The organism is Agrobacterium sp. P15N1-A, assembly GCF_044626815.1.
Classification (GTDB): Bacteria; Pseudomonadota; Alphaproteobacteria; order Rhizobiales; family Rhizobiaceae; genus Agrobacterium; species Agrobacterium leguminum.
In genome coordinates, this window is sequence record NZ_JBIUPF010000017.1 from 1 (window position 1) to 2,449 (window position 2,449).

At 61.7% G+C, this 2,449-nt stretch carries 2 protein-coding genes; both read right to left on the reverse strand.

Annotation, left to right across the window (positions count from 1 at the left end; translation table 11 throughout):
* Positions 1 to 929 (reverse strand): DUF2169 domain-containing protein (locus tag ACIK7D_RS27705; protein ID WP_400158168.1); only part of this gene is annotated, 929 nt, incomplete at its 3' end.
* A gap of 11 nt (positions 930 to 940) precedes the next feature.
* Positions 941 to 2,449, reverse strand: a 1,509-nt coding sequence (gene tssI, locus ACIK7D_RS27710; protein WP_400158169.1) for a type VI secretion system tip protein TssI/VgrG, incomplete at its 5' end; no start/stop codon positions are given.

Genomic DNA, 2,449 nt, shown 5'->3' on the forward strand with positions numbered 1-2,449 from the left:
CGATCTTCGCGAGAGCAATGGACACCGAGGGTAAGGCCAGGCAACGAGCCTTTCGCGACCGGATGCTCAGAACTCAGATTAACGAGCTCGTAGTTCTCGTCACCCTTGAGGTGAGGCGTCGCGATGAGATCAGGATGGGCCGCCTGCCAGAAGCGTGGATCAAAATCACGCGGCAAGAGGGGGTGCCTCTCCTCCCGCCAACCGTCGTCATAAGTTCCGGAATATTGCTGACGGAACTGCCACCAAGGCGAAACGAGCCCAAATCCCTGCGGTTCCGGCGTGCTCCGCCAATCGGAATGCTCACCAACGGCAGCGATCTGCGGAGCTGGAACAGGCCCGGCGTCGGCAGGCATCTCAAGATTGACGATGCCGCACCCAAGCGGGTTTCGGCGCTCCACGTCAATCGGTGTTTCCGTCCCCGCGTCACCTGTGCCAGGGATCGCGCCGCCATAAGCGTTACGCCAGCATATGGCCACGCTTCTAGCCGGTTCAGGATCGCTCAGTTTCCAATCCGCTACGACACGTTTGGCTTCCCTGGCGGCAAAACCTGCCCATTTCTCCTTAACGACAGGTTGCCAAAAGCGTCTGCCGAAAACCTCGATTTCCTTGAAAACTCCACCAACGCGGATGGAGGCACGCCAGGATTTCTCCGGCTCGCCACTCGCAGACCACGCATTCCCGAGAAAGGTTATATCCGTGCCGGGCTTGTCCGGGGTAAGATCGCTTTGGCGCAGGAGGACGGTCTGGTGCGGATCGCCCTCATAGGCATCCTCCCACTGAAAACTTTCCTGCTCGGCTGCGACATCCAGCGAACCGCCCTGAGCATGCATGAATGTTGCACGCACGGAGACAATACAATCGAGCCCTCCTTCGGCATCGAACTGACGGAAAGCCATCGCGGGAAACGGCAGGCGGTTCTGAAGTTCCAAGACCGCCTCCGTCAGTTCAGATCGATCGGCTTGCCGCGAAGCTGAAAATGATCCGTCGCCACGAAGTTGAAGGTCTTGCCAAGAATGATGACCTCGCCATTCGCCTTCATGATGAATTTGGAATCGCCGCATTCGATGACGAACTCTTCACCGACTGCAATCTTCTTAAACTTTCCGACGCTCTCCAGCGACGTCTGGCCTACATTCGTAACCTTGCTGACCCCGATCTGTTCAGCCCGCGCCACACCGACGCTGTCGGATTTGAACGTGCTGACGATCGTGTTCATGATACCCGGCAGCGGGAATAACCCCGAAGCATCGGAACCGACGCCCGAGCCGGAACCGGCGAGCGCCGTACCCGCATCCGCACGCGGGCTTGGCCCGGAGACAACGCCCTCGCGCGATGAAAGACCGCCGGCACCGAGGAAGCCGAGGGCGGATGAGGCGAGCGTGGTGGCGAAGGCCGCAACGCCCGGGCCACCGCCGCCGGCGATCTGGGCGGCCTGCGAAAGCAGCCCCGCCGTCTGACCGGAGAGCGCCTGTACGCCCGCCATGGCCATCATCGCCATCGGCCCCGTGCCGCCGACGACGGTGTTTACCGAGCCGCCGATCTCGTGTTTCTGGTTGCCGGAAACTTCCACCGCGCGGTTGCCGCCAACCGAGGCGACCTCATGCCGGTCGATGCGCTTGGTCCGGTCATTCAATACCCGCGTCGTCTGGTCCTTCTGGGCGTGGAAGAACTGGTTCTCCTTGCCGGCCTCATCCTCGAAAGTGATTTCGTTGAAACCGTCGCCCTTGTGGCTGTTCGAGCGCAGCACCATGCGCGTCTTGTTGGCCGGCAGGTCATAGGGCACGGAATTGGCCGGATTGTTGACCACGCCGATGACCAGCGGCTTGTCCGGGTCTCCATCGACAAAGGCGACCATCACTTCCATGCCGATGCGCGGAATGACCTGCGCACCCCATGTGCCGCCGCCCCATGCCTGGCTGACCCGCACCCAGCACGTATCCGTGCCATCCTTCTTCGCCTTGCGGTCCCACGGGAACCACAGCTTGATGCGGCCATATTGGTCAGGATGGATTTCTTCGCCCTCGGGGCCGGCGACGATCGCCACCTGCGTGCCTTCGATGCGCGGGCGTTTCGTCGACCGGTGCGGCGTCAGCGGCACGCGGGCGGGGATCGCCTCGAAGTGATTGCGATATTCCGGCTCGTTGCCATTGGTCTCATAGGAGAGGTCGACGATATTGTGGCTTGCCCTGATGATCACATGCTCTTCATAGGCGTGTTCGGGATGAGCGACCTCGTAAGGCGTGAAGCGGCGGCCGGCCTCCAGAATGCGCGAGGTCGACGAACCGAAAACCCGGTCGTGATCGGCTTCGATGGACTGGGTGCGCAGTTTCTGCGCCCGCTCGGCCTCTTCCACCGTCTTGATGCGGGCCGGATATTCGTAAAGCTCGCGCTTCGTCGCATCCGGCATCTGCACCAGCGACGGCGTCATCGTGCCCGGCACCATGCCCGG